Annotated in this window: 8 protein-coding genes; 6 read left to right on the top strand and 2 right to left on the bottom strand. The window is 66.7% G+C overall.

Features of this window, described 5'->3' with window-relative positions:
- Positions 1–69: 69 nt before the first annotated feature.
- Positions 70–1,068, bottom strand: a complete 999-nt coding sequence (gene pip, locus DU475_RS00650; RefSeq protein ID WP_047309760.1) for a prolyl aminopeptidase — start codon at positions 1,066–1,068, stop codon at positions 70–72.
- 123 nt (positions 1,069–1,191) lie between these two features.
- On the opposite strand from pip, the gene DU475_RS00645 reads away from it, so the two are divergent.
- The 4 genes from DU475_RS00645 (at position 1,192) to DU475_RS00630 (ending at position 3,664) form a co-directional block, all read left to right on the top strand.
- A complete protein-coding gene (locus DU475_RS00645; protein ID WP_041807742.1) occupies positions 1,192–1,449 on the top strand; it encodes a DUF6894 family protein in 258 nt (85 codons plus the stop codon).
- A gap of 71 nt (positions 1,450–1,520) precedes the next feature.
- A complete protein-coding gene (locus DU475_RS00640) occupies positions 1,521–2,918 on the top strand; it encodes an amidase family protein (RefSeq protein ID WP_164630081.1) in 1,398 nt (465 codons plus the stop codon).
- A gap of 18 nt (positions 2,919–2,936) precedes the next feature.
- A complete protein-coding gene (locus DU475_RS00635; RefSeq protein WP_013501486.1) occupies positions 2,937–3,413 on the top strand; it encodes a glutathione peroxidase in 477 nt (158 codons plus the stop codon).
- On the top strand, positions 3,410–3,664 hold the full coding sequence (locus DU475_RS00630; RefSeq protein ID WP_012497047.1) for a DUF3297 family protein: 255 nt from the start codon (positions 3,410–3,412) through the stop codon (positions 3,662–3,664). The genes DU475_RS00635 and DU475_RS00630 overlap by 4 nt, the downstream gene beginning before the upstream one ends.
- Before the next feature lie 840 nt (positions 3,665–4,504).
- Here the strand turns inward: DU475_RS00630 and DU475_RS00625 are convergent.
- Positions 4,505–4,846, bottom strand: a complete 342-nt coding sequence (locus DU475_RS00625) for a GIY-YIG nuclease family protein (RefSeq protein WP_164630079.1) — start codon at positions 4,844–4,846, stop codon at positions 4,505–4,507.
- A 114-nt stretch (positions 4,847–4,960) separates the two neighbouring features.
- Here DU475_RS00625 and DU475_RS00620 point away from each other — a divergent pair, with 114 nt between their 5' ends.
- The gene (locus tag DU475_RS00620; RefSeq protein WP_047309757.1) at positions 4,961–5,347 is read left to right on the top strand and encodes a hypothetical protein; all 387 of its coding nucleotides are present in this window, start codon (positions 4,961–4,963) and stop codon (positions 5,345–5,347) included.
- A 151-nt stretch (positions 5,348–5,498) separates the two neighbouring features.
- A complete protein-coding gene (locus DU475_RS00615; RefSeq protein ID WP_013501489.1) occupies positions 5,499–6,428 on the top strand; it encodes an SMP-30/gluconolactonase/LRE family protein in 930 nt (309 codons plus the stop codon).
- Positions 6,429–6,548: the final 120 nt, after the last annotated feature.

Genomic DNA, 6,548 nt, shown 5'->3' with positions numbered 1-6,548 from the left:
TATCGCAAGGATGTGATGCTGCGATTACAGGCGGACCAGGGGCAACTGCTGCGGCGAGCGGTGTCGGTCTTACGGCGCTCTCAGCGCGTCGGGCCCAGCGGAGACGTCGCCGATCCCGGCGATCACTGCGTCGCGGATGCCGGGGTCGTACAGCAGGTGGCCGGCGGCATCGATGGTGCGCAGCTCGGCCTCCGGCCACAGCGCAGCCAGGCGCTGTGCGGTCGATGGCGGGCACAGCAGATCGTAGCGGCCCTGAACGATCACTCCGGGGATGCCGGCGAGTTTCGGCGCATCGCGCAGCAATTGATCCGGCTGCAGGAAGCAATCGTGGGCGAAGTAGTGCGCCTCCATGAACGGCGTCATCGGCAGCGCACCGTTGCCGGATAGCGCGGCGCGATCGAGCCGGGTCCGCCGCGGCGCGAGACTGGAGAGAATGCCTTCGGTCTCTCCCCAGGCGCGCGCGGCCGGAGCGTGCACGGCGGGATCGGGATCGAGGATGCGGCGCCAATAGGCATCGAGCGGCGCGGCGCGCTCGGCCTCCGGCAACACGCTGATGAAGTCGTCGTACAGCGCCGGGTAGAACCGCGGCAGCGTCGACAGGAACGCGGTCTCGAGTTCGGCGCGGGTGCCGAGAAAGGTCGCGCGCAGTACCAGCCCGCTGACGCGCTCCGGATGCGCCTCGGCATAGGCCAGCGCCAGCGTGGCGCCCCACGAGCCGCCGACCACCAGCCAGCGTTCGAAGCCATAATGGCTGCGGATCGCCTCCATGTCGGCGATCAAATGCGGCAGCGTGTTGGCGTCGCGCCCGCCCTTTGGGCGGCTGCGGCCGGCGCCGCGCTGATCGAACAGCACGGCATGAAATCGCTGCGGATCGAACAGCCGGCGATGATCGACCTGGCAGCCGCTGCCAGGACCGCCGTGTAGATAAACCGCGGGGATGCCATCGGCGCGACCGTTGCTTTCGACATAGAGCGCGTGGCCGTCGCCGACCGTGAGCATCTGCGAGGACAGCGGCGTGGTCGCGGCAGGCTGCGGGGACGGAGCGTCAGCTTCCGGATCGAATGGCATCTCGACCTGTTAGCGCGAAACCGTGCGGTTTGCGAGCGCCGCACAGCGCTCCGCGCGGCCGGCAGGGTTGCGGATTATGCCGGTGATGGCCACCTTGACGAGATGTCCAATCGGGAGTCGGAATTGCCGCGATATTTCTTCAACACCCGGATCGGCGAGGAACTGATTCCGGATCCGGAGGGCGAGGAGCTGCGCGACGCCGACCACGCCTGGGAAGTGGCGCGTGCCACCATCCGCGAAATCGTCAAAACCGAGAGCGCGCAGCTCGACCTGATCCGCGCCAGCCTCGAAGTCACCGACGAGGAGGGCGACGTGCTGCTGGAATTCCCCTTCAGCGAGGCGATGCTCGATCTGCCGGCGTCACCGCGGAACCGGCATTGAGCGGCTGCTGAATTGGCGGTGGCGCGCCTGATCCTGCCACGCTATCACATCTGTCTCGCAACGGAGTGATCATGCAGGACATCTGGCGCCTTCCCGCGACTGAACTGGCCGATCTCGTCCGCAGCCGCCGCGTCTCGGCGCGCGAAGTGGCCGAGGCCGCGCTGCGCCGGCTCGATGCCGTCAATCCTGCGATCAACGCGGTGGTCGATCACAAGGCCGAGGACGCGCTGGCGCAGGCCGATGCGGTCGATGCCGCGCTCGCTAAGGGCGAGACGCCGGGCGTGCTGGCGGGCGTGCCGGTGACCGTGAAGGTCAATGTCGATCAGCAGGGCTTTGCCACCACCAACGGCGTGACGCTGCAGCGCGACTGGATCGCCAAGACCAACAATCCGGTGGTCGACAATCTGCGCAAAGCCGGCGCGGTGATCATCGGCCGGACCAATACGCCGGCGTTTTCCTATCGCTGGTTCACCGCCAACAAGCTGCACGGCGAGACCCTGAATCCGCGCGATTCCTCGATCACGCCGGGCGGCTCGTCCGGTGGTGCCGCCGCGGCGGTCGCGGCCGGCATCGGCGCGATCGCGCACGGCACCGATATCGCCGGCTCGGTGCGCTATCCCGCTTATGCCTGCGGCGTGCACGGGCTGCGGCCGACCCTCGGCCGCGTCGCGGCCTACAACGCCTCCTCGCCGGAGCGGACCATCTGCCCGCAGATCAGCGCCGTCTCTGGTCCACTGGCGCGGACCGTCGCCGATGTGAGGCTCGGGCTGCAGGCGCTGGCGCAGCCGGATGCGCGTGATCCGTGGTGGGTGCCGGCGCCACTCGACGGCCCGCCGCGCGACAAGCGCGCCGCGCTGTGCATCGCGCCGGACGATCTTGCGGTGGTGCTGGAAGTGCGCAATGCGCTGAAAGACGCCGCGCGCCGGCTCGAAGCCGCCGGCTGGATCGTCGAGGAGATCGCCAGCACGCCACCGCTGCGCGAGGCTGCGGAGCTGCAGGCGCAGTTCTGGCTTGGCGACGGTTATCAGGCGATGCTGGACGCGGCCGAGCGCGAGGGCGACGAAGGCGCGCTGGCGTGTCTGCACGGCAATCGCGACAAGGCGATCGGCGACCTCGCCAGCTACTCGAAGCTGCTCACCCGCCGCGCCACGCTGACGCGCGACTGGCAGACCTTCTTCGAGACCTATGCGGTGCTGCTGATGCCGGTGTGCGGCGAGCTGCCGTTCCCGCAGCGCCTCGATTTGAAGGATGAAGGCTCGTTTAAGCGGGTGTGGGCGGCGCAGATGCCGCAGGTCGGCCTGCCGTTTATGGGCCTGCCCGGCCTCACCGTGTCGACCGGGATGGTCGGCCGCGTGCCGGTCGGCGTGCAGGTGGTATCGGGACGCTATCGTGAGGATCTGTGCCTGCTCGCGGGCGAAGCGATCGAGGCCGGCGGCGCGCCGCCGTCGCCGATTGATCCGATGGCTTGAGACGGAAGCGAGGGGACGATGGCGTCGATCTATGATTTCACCGCCACATCGCTGGCGGGCAAAGACGTCGCGCTGAAACAGTTCGAAGGAAAGGTGCTGCTGATCGTCAACACCGCGAGCGCCTGCGGCTTCACTCCACAATACAAGGGCCTCGAAGCGCTGCAGCAGAAATACGGCCCGCGCGGCTTTTCGGTGCTCGGCTTTCCGTGCAACCAGTTCGGCGCCCAGGAGCCCGGCGACGAAGCCCAGATTGCGCAGTTCTGTTCGACCAATTACGGCGTCAGCTTCCCGATGTTCGCCAAGATCGACGTCAATGGCGCCGGCGCGCATCCGCTGTACAAGTTTCTGAAGGACGAAAAGGGCGGCTTGCTCGGCTCGGCGATCAAATGGAATTTCACCAAGTTCCTGGTCGATCGGTCCGGGCGCGTGGTATCGCGGCATGCGCCGACCACCACGCCGGAGGCGCTTTCGAAAGAGATCGAGACCTTGCTATGACCGACACTCAGAACATTGAACTGCCCGATCGTCTGTCGATCGAGCCCTCCAGCCCTTACTACAACGCCGATCTGCTCGAGCTCGACGTCGGCGTCCGCTTCAAGGGGCAGGACAAGACCAACGTGATCGAATACTGCGTCAGCGAGGGCTGGATCCGCGTTGCCGCCGGCACCGCCAAGGATCGCTTCGGCAATCAGCTTGCGATCAAGGTCCACGGCCCGGTCGAGCCGTATATCCGCCCGCGCAGCTGAGCTTCGCGTCCCGGCAGGCGCTCCGCGCCCGGCCGGGCTTTTCTCGCCATCTCGCAGCAATGCCGCCCGCTGGTGCGCTCCCGCGCGCCGGCGTGCATTTTCACGTCCGGTTTGTGCTTGAACGTTAACGATGTGGAGCCGCGGATGGTCTCGCGCGAGAACACCGCCGCATAGATCTAGCGCGCGTCCGCGATGTCCTTTGGCGAGATCTGGTGTTGGCACAGCGCGAGCAGCTGATTCGCGCTGATTCGTCGGTGCTTTGTTCCGCCCGCGTTCCAAAGCTTAAGATCGAGCACGGCGAGTGTCGCATCCGGGGACAACGCCGGTGAGGCGGCACGCACGCACTCGGTGACGATCTTTGCAGCGCCGGCAAGCGACGTTCGCCGTACCCGCTCGGCCGCGCGTTAACGACTTTTGCCGCGATCATCGCGGTCGCGGGAACACGCGCGTGCAGGTGTTGTGCTGGATCGTCTCGGCGTCGCCGAGATCTAGTGAGCGCGCGACCGCGAGAGCTGATTCGCAGTGATTCGGGCTGGCTTCGTTCTGGCCGCGTTCGAAACGTTAAGGTCGTGCAGGCGCGGTGTCGCATTCGGGGACACGCGGTCCACCGTGATAGCTCACGCGTTGACGCGCACAGCATCCACGAGGACGTCAGCGAAGGCAGAACGCACGGGCACGCGTATTAACCCATTCAGCCATGGTCGCGGCTTCGCGCGCCGGCTGCGTCAACAGGTGTTGTGCCGTCGCTGTGCCAGCTCGCACGCGATCTGGTGTGGAGTTCGTGTCGCGAGCTGATTCGCAGTGATTCGGGCCCGCTTCGTTCAGGCCGCGTTCCAAAGGTTAAGATCGGTCACGCGTCTTGTTACGCGCTGGCACAGCTTTGCGGGCTGTCGGCACCTTGGCGACGCGGGCTTGCGCTTCGGCGGCAAGGCGGCGGCGGAAGGCGCGGTCGCGCTTGAGATGCCACTCGCGGCTCATCGCGTCGCGGCGGCAGGTGAAACGTTCCGAATGGATCAGCACCCAGGCACGGCCGCGGGTCGAGCGTGCGCCGGTGCCGGCGTTGTGCTGGGCGAGGCGGCGGTCGAGGTCGAGCGTCCAGCCGACATAGGTGAGATAGCGGCCTGCGTGCGCGCAGCCGAGCACATAGACGAAGCACTGTTCCTCGGCGGGAGCCTCCTGCATGGCGAGAACCTCGCACGGCTGCCCTCAGTCCGGCAATCCGCCGCGGTATGGAGCGGTTGACGGCCGGCGCGCCAGCGGCTTCGCTGCCACCTGACGCAAACGAAGGAGACGATGATGGCCGGCAAACCGATGATCGCGCTGGCGCTGCTGGCGCCGCTGCTGTGGAGCCCGGCCGCGACCGCCCAGGACGTGCCGGGCATCGAGATCTGCACCGTGGAGAAAACCATGGAGCGGCGCACCAGTTGCCTGCAGAGCAATGTCGACTTCCTGCACAAGAGCCTCGACAAGGCGCGGCTCGATCAGCAGCAGAAGCTCGATGCGGCCCGCGCGCAGATCGCCGCGCTGAGTGCCGCGGTGGCAGCGCTGCAGAAGCAACTGGCCGAACTACAAGCCGCGCAGAAGCCGGCCAAGAGCGAGCCTGCGCCGGCCAAGGATGCGACGCCGTCCAAGGATGCAGTGCCGCCGAAGGACGCGACGCCGCCGAAGACCGACGCGAAGTAGTTCCGCGCTGTCTTCTCCGGCGTCTGCCGCTTGATGGAATTATCGCGCTTGCTTGGCAAGCCGCGACGACATGACTTACAACTCGTTCCCGAGACAATAAGCGCGGGGAGTCTCATCTCCCGCGCACAACAAACATCTCGGGAGAAAACCATTGTCCAACGTCCGCGTTCTTGCCACCGATCTGGCGTTTCCCGAAGGCCCGGTGGTGATGCCGGACGGCTCGGTGGTGCTGGTCGAAATCCGCGCCCAGCAACTGACGCGGGTGTGGCCGGACGGCCGCAAGGAGGTGGTGGCGAAGATCCCGGGCGGGCCGAATGGCGCCGCGCTCGGCCCCGACGGCAAGATGTACATCTGCAACAATGGCGGCTTCGGCTGGTTCGCCTCGCGCGGAACGATGATGCCGGGCGCGCCGGAGCCGCACGAATATATCGGCGGCTCGATCCAGCGCGTCGATCTGCAGAGCGGGCAGGTCGAGACGCTGTTCGACAAATGCGGCGAGCACCCGCTGAAGGGGCCGAACGATCTGGTGTTCGACAAGCACGGCGGGCTTTGGTTCACCGATCTCGGCAAACGCCGCTCCCGCGACATGGACGTCGGCGCCGCCTACTACATCAAGCCCGGCATGACCGAGATCACCGAGCAGGTGTTCGGCACGCTGCCGCTGAACGGCATCGGCCTGTCGCCGGACGAAGCGACGATGTACGCGGCCGAAACGCCCACCGGCCGGTTGTGGGCGTTCGATCTGCACATCCCGGGCGAGGTGAAGCCGCGCGACGTGATCTATCGCGGCGAGAAGGGCAAGCCGATCTGCGGGCTCGGGGGCTATCAGATGTTCGATTCGCTCGCGGTCGAGGCCAGCGGCAATGTCTGCGTCGCCACGCTGGTGTCCGGCTGCATCTCGGTGATCGCGCCGGACGGCACGCTGGTCGAGCAGGTCCCGACCGGCGACCGCGTCACCACCAACATCGCGTTCGGCGGTCCCGACCTGAAGACCGCCTACATCACCCTGTCCGGACGGGGCGAACTGATCGTGATGGATTGGGCCCGGCCGGGACTGGCGCTGAATTTTCTCAACAAGTAGTGCCGATCAGGTCTTTCAACTCTCCTGACAACGCGCGACCGGGGCGCGCCCCTCGATCGGCGCATACGCGCATGTTCGTCGATGGCCGGGACAAGCCCGGCCATCGCGTATTATGGTTTC

The organism is Rhodopseudomonas sp. WA056 (assembly GCF_010906995.1).
GTDB classification, from domain to species: Bacteria; Pseudomonadota; Alphaproteobacteria; order Rhizobiales; family Xanthobacteraceae; genus Rhodopseudomonas; species Rhodopseudomonas palustris_G.
This window is presented reverse-complemented; position numbering and strand designations above follow the sequence as displayed.

Bases quoted from the DNA above. Each gene is read 5' to 3' on its own strand.
- DU475_RS00630 (WP_012497047.1), top strand. From the start codon at position 3,410: ATGACCGACACTCAGAACATTGAACTGCCCGATCGTCTGTCGATCGAG.
- DU475_RS00635 (WP_013501486.1), top strand. From the start codon at position 2,937: ATGGCGTCGATCTATGATTTCACCGCCACATCGCTGGCGGGCAAAGAC.
- DU475_RS00640 (WP_164630081.1), top strand. From the start codon at position 1,521: ATGCAGGACATCTGGCGCCTTCCCGCGACTGAACTGGCCGATCTCGTC.
- DU475_RS00625 (WP_164630079.1), bottom strand. From the start codon at position 4,846: ATGCAGGAGGCTCCCGCCGAGGAACAGTGCTTCGTCTATGTGCTCGGC.
- DU475_RS00620 (WP_047309757.1), top strand. From the start codon at position 4,961: ATGGCCGGCAAACCGATGATCGCGCTGGCGCTGCTGGCGCCGCTGCTG.
- pip (WP_047309760.1), bottom strand. From the start codon at position 1,068: ATGCCATTCGATCCGGAAGCTGACGCTCCGTCCCCGCAGCCTGCCGCG.